Annotated in this window: 11 protein-coding genes; 9 read left to right on the top strand and 2 right to left on the bottom strand. The window is 71.1% G+C overall.

Annotated elements, in window-relative coordinates:
• Positions 1–97: 97 nt before the first annotated feature.
• Together ACFV04_RS39030 and eccCa are read right to left on the bottom strand one after the other, a co-directional pair.
• A complete protein-coding gene (locus tag ACFV04_RS39030; protein WP_380346644.1) occupies positions 98–1,501 on the bottom strand; it encodes an APC family permease in 1,404 nt (467 codons plus the stop codon).
• A gap of 470 nt (positions 1,502–1,971) precedes the next feature.
• Positions 1,972–5,913, bottom strand: a complete 3,942-nt coding sequence (gene eccCa, locus ACFV04_RS39025; RefSeq protein ID WP_380535748.1) for a type VII secretion protein EccCa — start codon at positions 5,911–5,913, stop codon at positions 1,972–1,974.
• Positions 5,914–6,226: 313 nt separating this feature from the next.
• On the opposite strand from eccCa, the gene eccD reads away from it, so the two are divergent.
• The 9 genes from eccD (at position 6,227) to ACFV04_RS38980 (ending at position 17,284) form a co-directional block, all read left to right on the top strand.
• Positions 6,227–7,687: a type VII secretion integral membrane protein EccD gene (gene eccD / locus ACFV04_RS39020; protein ID WP_380535746.1), complete on the top strand. Its 1,461-nt coding sequence runs from the start codon at positions 6,227–6,229 to the stop codon at positions 7,685–7,687.
• A gap of 226 nt (positions 7,688–7,913) precedes the next feature.
• Positions 7,914–8,204 carry a 30S ribosomal protein S15 gene (rpsO, locus tag ACFV04_RS39015; protein WP_030245440.1) on the top strand — a complete coding sequence of 97 codons (291 nt, stop codon included), beginning with the start codon at positions 7,914–7,916 and terminating at the stop codon, positions 8,202–8,204.
• A 457-nt stretch (positions 8,205–8,661) separates the two neighbouring features.
• Complete coding sequence (locus ACFV04_RS39010; protein WP_360263252.1) at positions 8,662–10,869, top strand: polyribonucleotide nucleotidyltransferase; 2,208 nt, start codon at positions 8,662–8,664, stop codon at positions 10,867–10,869.
• Positions 10,870–10,991: 122 nt separating this feature from the next.
• On the top strand, positions 10,992–12,344 hold the full coding sequence (locus ACFV04_RS39005; protein ID WP_360263249.1) for a pitrilysin family protein: 1,353 nt from the start codon (positions 10,992–10,994) through the stop codon (positions 12,342–12,344).
• A gap of 14 nt (positions 12,345–12,358) precedes the next feature.
• A complete protein-coding gene (gene dapB, locus ACFV04_RS39000) occupies positions 12,359–13,105 on the top strand; it encodes a 4-hydroxy-tetrahydrodipicolinate reductase (RefSeq protein WP_360263247.1) in 747 nt (248 codons plus the stop codon).
• Between the two features lie 7 nt (positions 13,106–13,112).
• A complete protein-coding gene (locus ACFV04_RS38995; RefSeq protein WP_380346647.1) occupies positions 13,113–13,571 on the top strand; it encodes a tetratricopeptide repeat protein in 459 nt (152 codons plus the stop codon).
• Positions 13,568–14,299: an FAD-dependent thymidylate synthase gene (gene thyX / locus ACFV04_RS38990; protein WP_360263241.1), complete on the top strand. Its 732-nt coding sequence runs from the start codon at positions 13,568–13,570 to the stop codon at positions 14,297–14,299. The genes ACFV04_RS38995 and thyX overlap by 4 nt, the downstream gene beginning before the upstream one ends.
• Positions 14,300–14,527: 228 nt before the next feature.
• Entirely contained in the window at positions 14,528–15,427 is a 900-nt protein-coding gene (gene dapA, locus ACFV04_RS38985) for a 4-hydroxy-tetrahydrodipicolinate synthase (protein WP_380346648.1), read from the top strand.
• Between the two features lie 171 nt (positions 15,428–15,598).
• On the top strand, positions 15,599–17,284 hold the full coding sequence (locus ACFV04_RS38980) for a ribonuclease J (RefSeq protein WP_380535743.1): 1,686 nt from the start codon (positions 15,599–15,601) through the stop codon (positions 17,282–17,284).
• Positions 17,285–17,583 lie beyond the last annotated feature (299 nt).

Raw genomic sequence — 17,583 nt, 5'->3', positions numbered from 1 at the left:
CCGCGGCGGGGTTTTGCTTGCGGTGTGAGTGGTGTGGGGCCCGGGGCGGGGTGGAGCCGGGGCCACCGCTGTGTGGGGGAGGTGGGGGACCGGGGGGTCAGCCCTGCTGGTCCTCGGGGAGGCTGATCACCCAGCGGGTCTCCTGGCGGGGGCGCAGGTAGAACAGCCAGTACAGGGTGGCGACGGCGGTGATGCCGCCGGTCCACAGCAGGGGCTCCGCGTCCAGCTTGGTCATCACGTAGAGCAGGACGGCGACCAGGGCGATCGGGACGGCGGGCCACAGCGGCATCCGCCAGGCGGCGGCGTGCTTGTGGTGGGCACGGCGGGAGAGCAGCGCGGCGATCGCGACCAGCAGGTACATGCCGGTGACGGCGACGCCGGTGATGTTGCTGAGCAGCTCGCCCTTGACGAAGCAGAGCGCGGCGCCGGGCAGGCCGACGGCCAGGGTGGCGATCCAGGGGGAGCCGAAGCGGCCGAGGGTGGCGAAGGCCTTGTTGACCGGCTCGGGCCAGGCCTTGTCGCGGGCGGAGGCGAACAGCACCCGGGAGTTCTGGATGACCATGACGATGCCGGCGTTGATGATGGCCAGCGCGACGCAGAGGCTGATGAAGGTGCCGACCGCGGAGTTGCTCCAGGCGGTGACCATGCCGGAGATGTCGCCGGAGGTCAGGGTCTGCAGGTCGGGGGCGCCCATGGTGATGGCGACGACCGGGATCAGGATGACGGCGGCGGAGATGCCGAGCGTCCACAGCACGGTGCGGGAGACGTTGCGGCGGGGGTTCTCCAGCTCCTCGGACAGGTAGACGGCGGTGGAGAAGCCCTGGGTGATGAACAGGGCGATGCCGAGTGCGCCGACGATGGCGCCGACGCTCACCGTGGTGGTGGTACCGCCGTCCCCGGCGACCACGCCGTGCAGCAGGCTGGGGGCGTTGCCGTTGGCGTGGGCGAAGCCGAGCACCGAGACGACGCCGGCCGCGATGACCTCCAGGACCAGGAAGATGCCGGTGATCCAGGCGTTGGCACGCAGGTCGAGCAGGCCGGCCAGGGTGGCGGCGAGCATCACGGCGGCGCCGGTCATGGCCTTGTCGAGGTGCAGCACGGGTGCGAGGTAGTCGGCGGTGCCGAGGGCGATGACCGAGGGGACGATCATCACCACGATCAGCGAGAGCACGAAGACCAGCCAGCCCATCAGCCGTCCGGCCAGGGTGCCGACCATGGCGTACTCGCCGCCGGCGCTGGGGATCAGGGTGCCGAGTTCGGAGTAGCAGAACGCGACCGCGACGCAGAGCACGGTGCCGATGGCGATGGCCAGGGCGGTGGCGCTGCCGATGCTGGAGAACAGCTCGGGCACGATCACGAAGAGCGTCGATGCCGGGGTGACGCAGGACAGCGTGAGCAGGGTGCCGCCCACCACGCCGATCGAGCGCTTGAGCTGCTGGGGCGCGGCCGCCTCGGCCGCCGGGGCGGCTACGTGCTGTGGCGGGCGAAGCGTGTCGGTCATGTGGCTTCCGATCGGCTCTGTGCGGTCCTGGGGTGGGAGCGGTATCGCCTCCGCTGGGCTGGTTGCTCGGGTTCTGGTCCAGTCGCTCCCGGGCCGCCATGGAACCTTGGGCGTATTGATTGCGTCAACGTCGGAACTGCTTCGGAATCCGTTGCGGCAAACGGCATAAACATGCGATCCGATGATCACGTTCGGCCATTGTGTGCTTTGTCCGACTTGTTACCTGAACTGGATCTCGATTGAATCGAAGGTGAACAAAGGGTTGAAGGCTGCCATTCGAAGGTCTCGGTCTGGATGGGCGGCGGTACGCCCAGGCGTCCCCGAAGGCCTCGGGGACGCCCCGGCCGGGTGCGGGAACCGCAGCACCCGCCGGGAAAGATCTAGGTAACGTTTCAGCACCTGGGACGCCGAAGGGGTCGGACTCCCGGGAGTCCGACCCCTTCGATCACCGTCCGTGACGGACGGCCCGGCTAAGCGACCGGCAGCCAGCCCGTCTGGACCATCTGCCCGCCGGTCACGCGGCGTGACACGTAGATGCCGCGGCCCGGCGGCAGCGCCTGCGGCTTGACCGTTCCCAGCAGCGCGCCCTCGTCCCGGCTGCCGGACAGGATCACGCCCTGGCCGCCCAGCTCGCGCATCCGCTGCAGCACCGGCTCGTACAGCGAGCGGCCGGCGCCGCCCGCGCTGCGGGCCACGATCACCCGCAGGCCGATGTCCCGCGCGAACGGCAGGAACTCGGCCAGCGGCGCCAGCGGGTTGCCCGAGCCCGTCGCGACCAGTTCGTAGTCGTCGACGACCACGAACATGTCCTTGCCGCTGTACCAGCTGCGGTTGCGCAGCTGTTCGGCGGTCACGTCCGGGCCGGGGAGACGGCGGGAGCAGGCCCCGCGCAGCATGTCCACCACGGCCGACATGGCGGGTCGGGCCGCCGCGGACTCGACCAGGTACTCCGGCGGCACCGTCCCCAGCAGCGCGCGCCGGTAGTCGCCGACCACGATGCCCGCCTGGTCCGGCGTGTAACGCTCGGTGATCTGCTTGATCAGCATCCGCAGCACCGCCGACTTCCCCGACTCGGTGTCGCCGAAGACGATGAACAGCGGGTCGGTCTCGAAGTTGACGAAGGCCGGTGCCAGCTCCGCCTCGTCCACGCCGAAGGCCACGCCGCGCTCCGGGTGCTCGAAGCCCTTCGGCAGCGAGTGCCCGTCCAGCACGGCCGGCAGCATCCGCACCTGCGGCGCGCGCGGCCCGCTCCAGGCCCCGTCGATCGCGCCGACCAGTCCGGCCACGCCCTCCTGCAGGTCGTCGATGCCGGAGGAGCCGTCCAGGCGCGGCAGGCCGGACAGGAAGTGCAGCCGCTCCGGGGTGATGCCGCGACCGGCCTGCGGCGGCACGTTCTGCGCCGACCGCCGGTCCACCTCGGACTCCATCGGGTCACCGAGCTTCAACTCGGTGCGGTTCTGCAGCAGGTCCTTCAGGGCCGGGCGGACCTCCGCGTAGCGGGCCGCGGTGATGATCAGGTGGACGCCGTAGCCGAGGCCGCGCTGGGCGATGTCGCCGATCACCGGCTCCAGACCCTCGAACTCCTGCTTGAAGGTGTTCCAGCCGTCGATCACCAGGAAGACGTCGCCGAAGGCCTCGTCCGGCAGCTGCCCGGCCGCCCGGCGGGCCCGGTAGGTGCCGATGGTGTCGATCCCGGTGGCCCGGAACAGCTCCTCGCGCCGGTTCATCACCCCGTGCACCTCGGAGACCATCCGGCGGACCTTGTCCACGTCCAGGCGCCCGGCCACCCCGCCGACGTGCGGCAGCCCGGCCAGCGACCGGAAGCTGCCGGCGCCGAAGTCCAGCAGGTAGAACTGCACCTCCAGCGGGGTGTGGGTGAGGGCGAACGAGGCGACCGCGGTGCGCACCACGGTCGACTTGCCCGAGCGCGGACCGCCCACGACCAGGCCGTGGCCGGCCGCCCCCGCGTAGTCGACCTCCAGGATGTCCGTCTTCTGCTCGCGCGGCCGGTCCACGATGCCGATCGGTACCCGCAGGCGCCCCGCCGGGTAGCCGGGAGCGGTCAGCCCGCGATCCGGCGCGACCTGCAGCGGCGGCAGCAGGTGGTCCATGCTCGGCGCCTCCTCCAGCGGCGGCAGCCACACCTGGTGCGCGGCCGGGCCCTGGCCGGCCATCCGCTGGACGAAGACGTCCAGCACGGTGTCCACCAGCGCGTCGTCCTGCTCCGGTGCTGGCGGCGCCTCCTCCTCCACCGGGTCCGGCAGGTCCACGAAGGCCGCGGTGAACTCCACCGGGCGGGCGGCGACCCGCCGCCCGCCGGTCGACCGCTGCTGCCCCGGCGCCCGGTACGGCCCCGAGACGTACGCGGCCTTGAACCGGTCCATCACGTCCTCGCCGAACTTCAGGTAGCCGACGCCCGGCACCGGCGGCAGGTGGTAGGCGTCCGGCACGCCGATCGCCGCCCGCGACTCGGCCGCCGAGAAGGTGCGCAGACCGATCCGGTAGGAGAGGTAGGTGTCCAGGCCGCGCAGCTTGCCCTCCTCCAGGCGCTGCGAGGCCAGCAGCAGGTGCACGCCCAGCGACCGGCCGATCCGGCCGATCTGGATGAACATCTCGATGAAGTCCGGCTTGGCGGTGAGGAGCTCGGAGAACTCGTCGATGATCAGCACCAGCGAGGGCAGCGGGTCCAGCGCCGCGCCGGCCGCCCGGGCCCGCTCGTACTCGTGGATGTTGGCGTAGTTGCCCGCCGAGCGCAGCAGCTCCTGGCGGCGGTGCAGCTCGCCCTCGATCGCGTCGCGCATGCGGTCGACCAGGGTGAGCTCGCCCTCCAGGTTGGTGATCACCGCGGAGGTGTGCGGCATGTCGGCCATGCCGGAGAAGGTCGCACCGCCCTTGAAGTCGGCGAGGACGAAGTTCAGGATCTCCGAGGAGTGCGTCATCGCCAGCGCGAGCACCAGGGTGCGCAGCAGCTCCGACTTGCCGGAACCGGTCGCGCCGACGCACAGGCCGTGCGGGCCCATGCCCTCCAGCGCGGCCTCCTTGATGTCCAGGTAGACGTGCTCGCCGTTGGCGCCGACGCCGATCGGCACCCGCATCCGCTCGTGCTGGGCGCGCTGGCGCCAGCTGCGGTTCACGTCGAAGGAGCCCGGGTCGCCCGAGCTCATCATGTCGGTGAAGTCCAGGTTGGACAGCAGCGGTTCGTCGTCACCGCCGGCCGAGACCCGGTACGGCGCCAACTGCCGGGCCAGCGCCTCGGACTGCCACACCGAGAGCAGGTCCGGCTTGCCGGTGTACGTCGCGCCGGAGGCCGAACGCAGCACCAGTTCCTCGGCGTTGACCGTCACCATCAGGTGCCCGCTCGGCTCGTCGACCTCGCCCGGGACCACCTCGATGACCGTCACGCCCTGCACGCCCTCGGGGCTCGCCAGCAGCGAGTCGTGCGGCACCCCGGCGCCGTCCATGACGACCACCAGGTGCGGCTGGTCCGCGGCGGGTGCCGCGTCCCGGACGAAGCGCTGGCGACCGGCCAGCTCGTCCTGCAGCAGGTACTCCAGATCGCCCAGGTCGGCGGCGAACAGCCGGCGCGAGCCCGCGCCGTCGGCGTCCTTGCGGTGCTGGTTGTGCGGGAGCCACTTGGCCCACTCCCACTCCTCGGCCGCGCCGGGCGCCGCCGCGACCGCCACCATCAGGTCGTCCGGCGAGTGCAGGGTGGTCAACTGGGCGATCATCGCGCGCACGGTGCCGCACACCGAGTCCGGGTCCCCGCACACCGTGATGTGGTAGAAGGCCCGCAGCGACACCGCCAACGGCAGGTCCTGCAGGGTGCCGTGCGCCTTCAGGAAGGAGTGCATGGCGGCCGCCGACAGCGGCTCCAGCTCGTCCATCGGCGCGGTCTGCGGCGCCATCAGCGGCGTGGACAGCTGCACCGGCCCGAGGCCGACCCGGATCTGCGCGAAGTCGCCGTCCCCGGTGCGCCGCTCCCACAGTCGACGGCCGTCCTCGACGATCGACCACAGCTGGTCCGGCGCCGGGTTCAGGAACAGCAGCGCACCGCGCTGGCGCTCCGCCGTGCGGCGCACCTGACGGCGGGTCTGCTGCAGGTACTTGAGGTAGTCGCGCCGCTCGTCCGCCATCGCGGTCGAGCCGCCCTTGCGGGCCCGCACGATCTGGGCCAGCGCCATGCCGACCGTCGAGACGATCACCAGACCGCCCATGATCTTCATCGGAGCGGCCGCGCCGGGCGAGAAGAAGAACACCGCCGACCCGCCCATACCGAGCATCGGCAGGATGCTCATCAGCCAGTCCTCGCTGCCCTGCCGGGGCAGTTCGGGCGGGCTCACCAGCTCCACCGGCTCGTCCGGCACGGTGGGCGGATAGGCCCTGGCCGGTCGCTTGACCGTGATCACACCCATGTGTCATCCACCCCGTGGCGTCGATCGATGACTTCGGCATCAGCCTCACGCGACTGCGTACGGTCCGTACGGGATTCCGGCGGCTGAGGACGCCCCACACGGCGCAGGCCCCCGTACCTTTGCGCAGGCGCCGATCCTAACGGTCGCCCCCGCACCGCCCGCCGGGCCCCGGTCACCGACCGAGCGGGTAGGGTGACGCTGCGTCAACTCGCGTCCCGGTCGGGCCGGTTCCGCCGCCACACCGAGCGCCGCCGTGCCTCGGCACCGTCAACAAGGGGGAGCGCCACGTGCGTCGAAGGAGCGAGGTGGGGGCATGACCAGTGCCGCCGCGACCGGTTACTGCCGGGTGACGGTCGTCGCCCCGGACCGCCGGATCGACGTCGCCCTGCCCGAGGACGTCCCGCTCGCGGACGTCTACCCCGAGGTGCTGCGCCTGGCCAACCAGAGCCAGCCCGACGGCGCCCCCACCGGCTTCCACCTGGTCCGCCGCGACGGCACGGTCCTCGACAGCGGTCTGCCGCTGGCCGCCCAGCAGGTCCGCGACGGCGACCTGCTCGCGCTGCGCCCGTTCGCCGAGTCCCTCCCGCCGGCGGTCTACGACGACGTCGCCGACGCGATCGCCAGCGCCGTCGAGACCGACCGCCGGTTCTGGACCGCCGAGCTGATGCGCGGCTTCGGCCTGATCGGGGCCGGGGTGCTGCTCACCCTGCTCGGCTTCGCGCTCTGGTTCTCCGACCTGCGCCACGACATGCACGGCCTGCCCGGCGTCCTGGCCGGCGTGATCGCCGTGGTGCTCACCGCGCTGGCCGGCGTGCGCGCCCGGGTCTACCAGGACCCCCATGCCGCCCTCGCCCTCGGCCTCGGCGCGCTGCCGCACGCCATGATCGGCGGCAGCGGCCTCATCGCCGTCGCCCACCCGTGGGACGGCCCCGGCCGGGTCCAGTTCCTGGCCGGCTGCGTGACCGTCCTGGTGGTCGCCGTGCTGCTGACCGGCCTGCTGCCGGAGAAGGACGCGGTGTTCGTCGCCGCCGCCCTGGTCGCCACCGCCGGCGCGCTCGCCACCTTCGCCGCGGTCCTGATGCCGGAGACCCCGGCCGGGCACATCGCCGCCGTCACCGGCGTCGCCGCCGTCGCCGCCGTCGGCTTCCTGCCCAGCCTCTCCGCCCGCTTCGCCCGGCTGCCGGTCGGCTTCAGCGCCCCCGGCCAGACCCGCACCCGCAGCCGTGACTACGACGAGGAGGCCGAGCGCGCCGAGGCCGTCCAGTACGAGAAGATCGCCCACCAGGCCCGCCGCGGCCACGAGGTGCTGGTCGGCCTGGTCGGCGGCTGCGCCGCGGTCGTGGTCGGTGCCTGCGCGGTCCTCGGCTTCACCGACGAGACCTTCCCCGAGCTGCTCGCGCTCACCCTGGGCCTGGCCACCATGCTGCGCGCCCGGCTGTTCCGCTACACCGCACAGGTGCTCAGCCTCACCGTGGCCGGCCTGCTCGGGCTGTCCCTGCTGATCGTCGGGCTGTCCCTGCACACCCCGCAGTTCTTCCTGCGGGTCGCGGGCTCCACCACCCAGCTCGACCTGCGCACGGTCTGGCTGGCCACCTCCATCGCGTTCGGCGCCGCGCTGCTCGTCGCGATCGCCCTGGTGGTGCCCCGGCTCGGCGTCTCCCCGTTCTGGGGGCGCATCCTGGACCTGGTCGACAGCCTCACGCTGATCTCGCTGGTCCCGCTGGCGCTCGCCGTCCTGGACATCTACCGACTGGTCCGCGGGGCCACCGGCTGACCCGCGCCGGTGCCGCCCGCCGCCCCTCCCGGGAACGCTCCGCCACCCCCCTCGGGGGTGGCGGACAGCCGGATGGGCGGCACTGGTACGCTTGGCCTCCGAGCGCAGCCGTGTGTCCGCCGCCCCTCCGTGGGCTGCAGCGCGCCGGCCGCTCTCACGACACCGAGTTCTCGATGAGTCCTGTGCTGTCGACCAGGACCGCTCGGTAGACCCCGAAGGAGTTGCAGTGGCTCTCGCCTCTGACGTCAAGAAGCAGATCATCGCCGAGTTCGGCCAGAAGGAGGGCGACACCGGCTCCCCCGAGGTCCAGGTGGCCATGCTCTCCCGCCGCATCTCGGACCTGACCGAGCACCTCAAGCTGCACAAGCACGACCACCACTCGCGTCGTGGCCTGCTGATCCTGGTCGGCCAGCGCCGCCGCCTGCTGCAGTACCTGGCCAAGAAGGACATCGAGCGCTTCCGTACGCTCGTCGACCGCCTGGGCATCCGTCGCGGTGCCGCCGGTGGCGCCCGCTAAGACCGCCGCTCGGGGCGGCTCCCCACACCGGGGAGCCGCCCCTCGCGCGTATGCCGCGGCCGTCGGGCCGCGGCGCCCTGACATAACAACTCGCGCGCACCTCCCCGGGTGGCCGAGGATTGCACCGTAGGGTTGTGGGCATGCCGGGTGATGGCGCACCAGCGCGCCACCCGGGCAGACAGACCCGAACCCCCCCGCGGGACGAAGGCTTCAAACGGAAGCCGCCCGCATCCGAGAGAGCGTCCAGACGCGGAACGCCCGCCCCGGCCCGGCAGTCGTGAGGCGCCGGTCCTCGGTAGTGGCCGTCGGAACCCCCGCAGACCGAGCGGGGCACTCCGGAGGCTTCGATCGAAGACCGGCCCGACTGCAGCCCTCCCTGACGGGGGCACCCAGGGCCACCGGCAGGAAGTGCGCGGGGACGCTCTCCCGGAGACGTACGAAAGAGGAGATCTTCCAGGTGGAAGAGAACGTGTTCTATGCCGAAGCCGTGATCGACAACGGTTCCTTCGGCACCCGTACCATCCGCTTCGAGACCGGCCGCCTGGCCCGTCAGGCCGCCGGCTCCGCCGTGGCCTACCTGGACGACGACACCATGGTGCTGTCGGCCACCAGCGCGTCCAAGCAGCCGAAGGAGCACTTCGACTTCTTCCCGCTGACCGTGGACGTCGAGGAGCGGATGTACGCCGCGGGCCGCATCCCCGGCTCGTTCTTCCGTCGCGAGGGCCGGCCCTCCGAGGACGCGATCCTCACCTGCCGCCTGATCGACCGCCCGCTGCGCCCGTCCTTCGTCAAGGGCCTGCGCAACGAGGTCCAGGTCGTCGTCACCGTGATGGCGCTCAACCCCGACCACCTGTACGACGTGGTCGCGATCAACGCCGCCTCCGCCTCCACCCAGCTGGCGGGCCTGCCGTTCTCCGGCCCGATCGGTGGCGTCCGCGTCGCGCTGATCAACGGCCAGTGGGTCGCCTTCCCGACCCACAGCGAGCTGGAGTCGGCCGTCTTCGACATGGTCGTCGCCGGTCGCGTCCTGCCGGACGGCGACGTCGCGATCATGATGGTCGAGGCCGAGGCCACCGACAAGACCATCAAGCTGGTCGAGGGCGGCGCCGAGGCGCCGACCGAGGAGATCGTCGCCTCCGGCCTCGACGCCGCCAAGCCGTTCATCAAGGTCCTCTGCGCCGCGCAGTCGCAGCTCGCCGCCCAGGCCGCCAAGCCGACCGGCGAGTTCCCGGTCTTCCTGGACTACCAGGACGACGTCCTCGCCGCGCTGACCGCCGCCGTCAAGGACGAGCTGGCCCAGGCCCTGACCATCCCGGGCAAGCAGGAGCGCAACACCGAGCTGGACCGCGTCAAGGCGCTGGCCGCCGAGAAGCTGCTCCCCGAGTTCGAGGGCCGCGAGAAGGAGATCAGCGCCGCCTACAACGCGCTGACCAAGAAGATCGTCCGCGAGCGCGTCATCACGGACAAGATCCGCATCGATGGCCGCGGCGTCACCGACATCCGCACCCTGGCCGCCGAGGTCGAGGCCATCCCGCGGGTGCACGGCTCGGCCCTGTTCGAGCGCGGCGAGACCCAGATCCTGGGTGTCACCACGCTGAACATGCTCCGCATGGAGCAGCAGCTGGACACGCTCTCCCCGGAGACGCGTCGCCGCTACATGCACAACTACAACTTCCCGCCGTACTCCGTCGGCGAGACCGGCCGCGTGGGCTCGCCCAAGCGCCGCGAGATCGGCCACGGCGCGCTGGCCGAGCGGGCCATCCTGCCCGTGCTGCCCTCGCGCGAGGACTTCCCGTACGCCATCCGCCAGGTCTCCGAGGCGCTCAGCTCCAACGGCTCCACCTCGATGGGCTCGGTCTGCGCCTCGACCATGTCGCTGCTGAACGCCGGTGTGCCGCTGAAGGCCGCCGTGGCCGGCATCGCCATGGGCCTGATCTCCCAGGAGATCGACGGCGAGACCCACTACGTCACGCTGACCGACATCCTCGGCGCCGAGGACGCGTACGGCGACATGGACTTCAAGGTCGCCGGTACCCGCAACTTCATCACCGCCCTCCAGCTGGACACCAAGCTGAACGGCATCCCGGCGTCGGTGCTCGCCGCCGCGCTGAAGCAGGCCAAGGACGCCCGCCTGCACATCCTCGACGTGATGAACGAGGCCATCGACTCCCCGGACGAGATGTCCCCGAACGCGCCGCGCATCATCACCATCAAGATCCCGGTGGACAAGATCGGTGAGGTCATCGGCCCCAAGGGCAAGATGATCAACCAGATCCAGGAGGACACCGGCGCCGAGATCACGATCGAGGACGACGGCACCATCTACATCGGTGCCGCCGACGGCCCGGCCGCCGAGGCCGCCCGCACCACGATCAACCAGATCGCCAACCCGACCATGCCGGAGGTCGGCGAGCGCTACCTGGGCACCGTGGTCAAGACCACGACGTTCGGCGCGTTCGTGTCGCTGATGCCGGGCAAGGACGGCCTGCTGCACATCTCGCAGATCCGCAAGCTGGCCGGCGGCAAGCGCGTCGAGAACGTCGAGGACGTCCTCGGCGTCGGCGCCAAGGTCCAGGTCGAGATCGCCGAGATCGACCCGCGCGGCAAGCTCTCCCTGATCCCGGTCGTCGAGGGCGAGGAGGCCGGCGAGGCCGCTTCCGAGTGAAGCGCCGCTAGCTGACCCCTTGCGGCCCGTACGCCTCCCGGCGTGCGGGCCGCACCCCGTTGTCCACACGCTTACGTCCGCACGTGCCTTCCTCGCGTGCGTTTCCTCTGGAGGTACCCCCCGTGGCGCAGGCCCCGGCGGTAAAGCAGCGTCCCGGCAGCACCCGGACCCTGCTCAAGGGCGTCGACGGCGCCGGCACGGTGCGCCGCACCGTCCTCCCCGGCGGCCTGCGGGTCGTCACCGAGACCCTGCCGACGGTGCGGTCCGCGACCTTCGGCATCTGGGTCGGCGTCGGCTCGCGGGACGAGACCCCGCAGCTCAACGGCGCCACGCACTACCTGGAGCACCTGCTCTTCAAGGGCACCGAGCGGCGCAGCGCGCTGGACATCTCGGCGGCCCTGGACGCGGTCGGCGGGGAGATGAACGCCTTCACCGCGAAGGAGAACACCTGCTACTACGCCCGGGTCCTGGACACCGACCTGCCGCTGGCCATCGACGTGGTCTGCGACATGCTCACCGGCTCGCTGATCCGCCCCGAGGACGTCGACGCCGAGCGCGGCGTCATCCTCGAGGAGATGGCGATGGCCGAGGACGACCCGGGCGACGTGGTGCACGACCTGTTCGCCCGGGTGATCTACGGCACGGGCCCGCTCGGCCGCCCGATCCTCGGCACCCAGGAGACCATCAAGGCGCTCACCCGGGACCAGATCGCCGGCTTCTACCACCGCCGCTACCGGCCCGAGAACCTGGTCGTCTCGGCGGCCGGGAACCTGGACCACCGCAAGGTCGTCAAGCAGGTCGAGCAGGCCTTCGCGCCGATGCTGGCCCGCTCCGACGCGGCGCCCGCCGAGGCCCGCCGCGGCGTCAAGGCGCTGCGCACGGCCGGGAAGGTCGAGGTGCTCAACCGGTCCACCGAGCAGGCCCACCTGGTCCTGGGCGTGCCGGGCGTGCCGCGGCACGACGAGCGCCGCTGGGCGATGGGCGTGCTCAACGCGGCCCTCGGCGGCGGGATGAGCTCCCGGCTGTTCCAGGAGGTCCGCGAGAAGCGCGGCCTGGCGTACTCGGTGTACTCCTACTCCTCGTCCTACGCGGACAGCGGCCTGTTCGGCATCTACGCCGGCTGCCAGCCCAAGCGGGTCGAGGAGGTGCTGCGGATCTGCCGCGCCGAGCTGGCCAAGGTGGTCGCCGAGGGCATCACCGAGGAGGAGCTGCAGCGCGCGATCGGGCAGATCTCCGGCTCCACCGTGCTCGGCATGGAGGACACCGGTTCGCTGATGAACCGGATCGGCAAGGCCGAGCTCAGCTACGGCCACCACCTGTCGGTGGACGACATGCTGGGCCGGATCGCCGCCGTGACCCTGGAGGACGTCCACGCGGTGGCCCGTGATGTGCTGGGCGCGTACCGGCCGTCGCTGGCGCTGATCGGCCCGGTCAACGACAAGCGGGCCGCCAAGCTCGCCGATCTGCTGGTGTGAGAGGAGTTTTCGCTATGACGCTGCGTGTCGCCGTGATCGGCGCCCGGGGCCGGATCGGCTCCGAGGCGGTCAAGGCCGTCGAGGCCGCGCCGGACCTGGAACTGGTGGCCGCCCTGGGCCGCGGGTCGAAGCTGGAGGAGCTGACCGACGCCGGGGCGCAGGTCGTCGTCGAGCTGACCCACCCGGACTCGGTGATGGGGAACCTGGACCACTGCCTGCACCACGGCATCCACGTGGTCACCGGCACCACCGGCTGGACGGACGAGCGGCTCGCCACCGTCCGCGGCTGGCTGGACCAGGCCCCCGGGCTGGGCCTGCTGGTCGCCCCGAACTTCTCCATCGGCGCGATCCTCGGCATGAAGTTCTCCCAGGTCGCGGCGAAGTACTTCGAGTCGGTCGAGGTGGTCGAGCTGCACCACGACCGCAAGGCCGACGCCCCGAGCGGAACCGCCACCCGGACGGCCCAGCTGATCGCGGCCGCCCGCGCCGAGGCCGGCCGCCCGCCGCAGCAGGACCCGACCACCCACGGCCTGCCCGGGGCGCGCGGCGCCGACGTGGACGGGGTGCCGGTGCACGCCGTGCGGCTGCGCGGCCTGCTGGCCCACCAGCAGGTGATGTTCGGCGACACCGGCGAGACGCTCACCATCCGGCACGACTCGCTGCACCACAGCAGCTTCATGCCGGGCATCCTGCTGGGCGTGCGCAAGGTCGTCGGGACGCCGGGGCTGACCCTCGGCCTCGAACACTTCCTGGACCTGTGAGCCCGACATGACCTCCCGTACCGGTTTCTTCGTCCTGTCCGGCGTGCTGCTGCTGGTCGCCCTGATCTGCGTGGGCGAGGGCGTCCAGCTGGTCGCCACCGGAAAGCCGCTCGGCATCGGCATCGGCGTGTGCGCCTTCGTCATCCCGGTGATCGGCGTCTGGTTCCTGCGCCAGACCGTCCGCTTCGGACGGGACAGCGAGCTGCTCGCCCGGCAGCTGGAGGCCGAGGGCGGCCTTCCGGTGGACGAGCTGAAGCGCACCACCGGGGGGCGGATCGACCGGGCCTCGGCCGACGAGGTCTTCGCCCGCCGCCAGGGCGAGGCGGAGGCCGCGCCGGGCGACTGGCGGGTCTGGTTCCGCCTCGCCGTGGCCTACGCCGACGCCGGTGACACCCCGCGAGCCCGCAAGACCATGCACCACGCCATCAAGCTGCACAGCACCGAACCCGCAAGGAGCAACGCGTGAGCGACGAACCGACGGCCCCCAGCTTCCGCAGCGACGTGACGGTGGAGCTGGTCCGCAGCGCTGCCGCCGACTCGGACGTCATCTGGGCGGCCCGGGTCTCGACCGCGGGGGAGCAGTCCCTGGAGGCGCTCTCGCAGGACCCGGAGAAGTCCAAGGGCCTGATCAACTTCCTGATGCGCGACCGTCACGGCACGCCCTTCGAGCACAACTCGATGACCTTCTTCATCAGTGCGCCGATCTTCGTGTTCCGGGAGTTCCACCGGCACCGCAGCGGCTGGTCGTACAACGAGGAGTCCGGCCGCTACCGTCAGCTGGACCCGGTGTTCTACGTCCCGGCGGAGGACCGCAAGCTGGTCCAGCAGGGCCGCCCGGGCAAGTACGAGTTCACCCCCGGCACGCCCGAGCAGCACGAGACCACCACCGGGGCGATGGAGGCCGCGTACCGCGAGTCCTACGCGCGCTACCAGGAGATGCTCGCCGCCGGGGTCGCCCGCGAGGTGGCCCGCGCGGTGCTGCCGGTCGGCCTGTTCTCCTCGATGTACGCGACCTGCAACTCGCGCTCGCTGATGCACTTCCTGTCCCTGCGGACCAAGCGGGACAACTCGGCGGTGCCGTCCTTCCCGCAGCGCGAGATCGAGATGGTCGCCGAGCAGATGGAGGAGCAGTGGGCGCAGCTCATGCCGCTCACCCATGCGGCATTCGAGAAGCACGGCCGGGTCGCCCCCTGACCTGCGACGACGGGCATATGGGCAGTGTGTCTGGCATGTCTGGATTGCGGCTTTTCTAACCGCTCCCTACATTCGTGAACACGGATCCCGGTGCTGCCCGAACCCCCGAGCGGGCAGCACCGGGATCCCATCTCACCGCCTGTTTCCACCGCTCACCGCCGCCGCCCCCTGTCCGAACCCTGGACCGGTGTGGATACCGCCCCACCGCCTACGAGTAGCTTTGGACGCATGGCTCCGATCTCCACCCCCCAGACGCCGTTCGGCCGGGTCCTGACCGCGATGGTCACCCCGTTCACCGCCGACGGCGGACTCGACCTCGACGGCGCCCAGCGCCTCGCCACGCACCTCGTCGACTCCGGGAACGACGGCCTCGTCGTCAACGGCACCACCGGTGAGTCGCCGACCACCAGCGATGCCGAGAAGGCCCGGCTCGTCCGCGCCGTGGTGGAGGCGGTCGGGGATCGCGCCCACGTGGTGGCCGGCGTCGGCACCAACGACACCCACCACAGCACCGAGCTGGCCCGGCAGGCGCAGGCCGCCGGAGCGCACGGCCTGCTGGCCGTCACGCCGTACTACAGCAAGCCCCCGCAGGAGGGCCTGTACCGGCACACCGTCGCCCTCGCCGACGCGACCGAGCTGCCGGTCATGCTGTACGACATCCCGGGCCGCAGCGGGGTGGCACTGAGCCACGAGACGCTGGTCCGCCTCGGCGAGCACCCGCGGATCGTCGCCAACAAGGACGCCAAGGGCGACCTCGGCGCGGCGGCCTGGGCGATCGCCCGCTCCGGTCTGGCCTGGTACTCCGGCGACGACATCCTGAACCTGCCGCTGCTGTCCGTCGGAGCCGCCGGCGTCGTCAGCGTCGTCGGACACGTCGTGGCCGCCGACCTGCGCGCGATGATCGAGGCGTACCTGGCGGGCGATGTGGTCAAGGCCACCAGCGTCCACCAGCGCCTGCTGCCGGTGTTCAGCGGTATGTTCCGCACGCAGGGCGTCATCCTGGCCAAGGCGGCACTGGAACTCCAGGGCCTGCCGGCCGGTCCGCTCCGGTTGCCCCTGATCGGTGCGACGCCCGAGGAGATCGAGAAATTGAAGCAGGATCTCGCCGCCGGCGGGGTACACCTGTAGCAGACACAGACGTGCGCGCCCCGGCTCGCCGGACCTCCCGAGGGTCCGCCGCTGGACCGGACCGAAGGCGCGAGAGCACAGACCCAGTAGGAAAACGACACTGAGTACGCACGCCATATGTCTCCAGGGGGAGGACCCCGGACATATGGCGTGCGTCGTGAGGAGAGTCTTTTGAGCCACCCGCACCCCGAACTCGGCGCGCCCCCGGCCCTGAAGGAGGGCGCCCTCCGCATCACTCCGCTCGGCGGCCTCGGCGAGATCGGCCGCAACATGACGGTCCTCGAGTACGGCGACCGCATCCTGATCATCGACTGCGGCGTCCTCTTCCCCGAGGACGAGCAGCCCGGCGTGGACCTGATCCTCCCGGACTTCAGCTACATCCGGGACCGCCTCGACAAGGTCGACGGCATCGTCCTCACCCACGGGCACGAGGACCACATCGGCGCCGTCCCGTTCCTCCTGCGGGAGAACCCGGACATCCCGCTGATCGGCTCGAAGCTGACCCTCGCCCTGATCGAGGCCAAGCTCGCCGAGCACCGGATCCGCCCGTACGTGCTGGAGGTCAAGGAGGGCGAGCGCGAGCGCATCGGCCCCTTCGACTGCGAGTTCATCGCGGTCAACCACTCCATCCCGGACGCCCTCGCCGTGGCCGTCCGCACCCCCGCCGGCATGGTCGTGGCCACCGGTGACTTCAAGATGGACCAGCTGCCGCTCGACGGCCGCCTCACCGACCTGCCGACCTTCGCCAAGCTGGCCGAGGAGGGCATGGACCTGCTGCTGGTGGACTCCACCAACGCCGAGGTCCCCGGCTTCATCCCGCACGAGCGGGACATCTCGGCGGCGCTGCGAAACGTCTTCGCCAACGCCGACAAGCGCATCATCGTCGCCTCCTTCGCCAGCCACGTGCACCGCATCCAGCAGGTCCTGGACGCCGCGCACGAGTACAAGCGCAAGGTCGCCTTCGTCGGCCGCTCGATGGTCCGCAACATGGGCATCGCCCGCGACCTCGGCTACCTGAAGGTCCCCGGCAACATGGTCGTGGACGTCAAGCAGCTGGACGACCTCCCGGACAAGGAGGTCGTGCTGATCTGCACCGGTTCGCAGGGCGAGCCGATGGCCGCGCTGTCCCGGATGGCCAACCGCGACCACCAGATCCGCATCGTCGAGGGCGACACCGTCGTCCTGGCGTCCTCCCTGATCCCGGGCAACGAGAACGCCGTCTACCGGGTGATCAACGGCCTGACCCGCTGGGGCGCCAAGGTCGTGCACAAGGGCAACGCCAAGGTGCACGTCTCCGGCCACGCCTCGGCCGGCGAGCTGCTCTACTTCTTCAACATCTGCAAGCCGCGCAACCTGATGCCGGTCCACGGCGAGTGGCGCCACCTGCGCGCGGCCGCCGAGCTGGGCATCGCCACCGGCGTGCCGCGCAACCGCGTGGTCATCGCCGAGGACGGCGTCTGCGTCGACCTGGAGCGTGGCGTCGCCAAGATCGTCGGCAAGGTGCAGGCCGGGTACGTCTACGTGGACGGCTCCTCGGTCGGCGACATCACCGAGGCCTCGCTCAAGGACCGCAAGATCCTCGGCGAGGAGGGCTTCATCTCGGTCTTCGTCGCGGTCGACTCGGCCAACGGCAAGATCATCGGCGGCCCGACCATCCAGGCCCGGGGTTCCGGCATCGACGACAACGCGTTCGTCCCGGTCGTCGCCAAGCTCCAGGAGGCCCTGGACCGCTCGGCGAGCGACGGCGTGCTGGAGCCCCGTCAGGTGCAGCAGCTCGTCCGCCGCACCATCGGCAAGTGGGTCGCGGACAACTACCGCCGCCGGCCGATGATCCTGCCGGTCGTCGTCGAGGTCTGACGCCCACCGTTCGAGCTCTGACGCTCGTCCGTCCCCGGCTGCGGCCGGTTTGACGTGGGGCGGCCCGGTGCGTAATGTTCTCCGGGTTGCCCCACGGGACAGCCCCTCGGAAACGTCCTCGAATTTGAATTCGAGAACAACCGGGGAAAACGGCCCGAGAAACTCTGGTAGAGTTCGGGAGCGCCGAAAGGCAAAAGCCGATTGGATGAATGAAACTCCGGAAAACGGAGCGGAAAACATCTGATAAGCTGGAAACACGAAAGAACGAAGCCCGGAGGGCCTGCTGGAAGGCAGTCCGA

It is taken from the genome of Kitasatospora sp. NPDC059599, from assembly GCF_042735125.1.
GTDB lineage: Bacteria > Actinomycetota > Actinomycetes > Streptomycetales > Streptomycetaceae > Kitasatospora.
This window is presented reverse-complemented; position numbering and strand designations above follow the sequence as displayed.